Source organism: Priestia sp. SIMBA_032 (assembly GCF_046535215.1).
Classification (GTDB): Bacteria; Bacillota; Bacilli; order Bacillales; family Bacillaceae_H; genus Priestia; species Priestia aryabhattai.
Map to the genome: position 1 here is coordinate 1 of NZ_JAWRXD010001621.1, position 233 is coordinate 233.

Below are 233 nucleotides of genomic sequence, written 5' to 3' on the forward strand. Positions count from 1 at the left end.
ATATTTGCCATCGCATCTGAGCATCTTTGCATTGTATCTATCGTTCGATCATACAAATCATCAATAGCTTGTTCTTGTTTTTCTACTTCTTTCATAATGGATAACGTTTCGATTTGTTCTTTTAAAAAAGCTTGTCTAGAAAGACCTTTTTCTTTAGCTAAACGATCTACTTTACTCACAGCAACCGGACATACATTTCTCACTTTAATCTCCATGTTTGTTCTCCTTTTCTG

At 33.9% G+C, this 233-nt stretch carries 1 protein-coding gene; it reads right to left on the minus strand.

The window, feature by feature from the left end; all coding sequences use genetic code 11:
* A partial coding sequence (locus SB717_RS39770) for a hypothetical protein (protein WP_410908859.1) occupies positions 1-215 on the minus strand: 215 nt, incomplete at its 3' end.
* Positions 216-233: the final 18 nt, after the last annotated feature.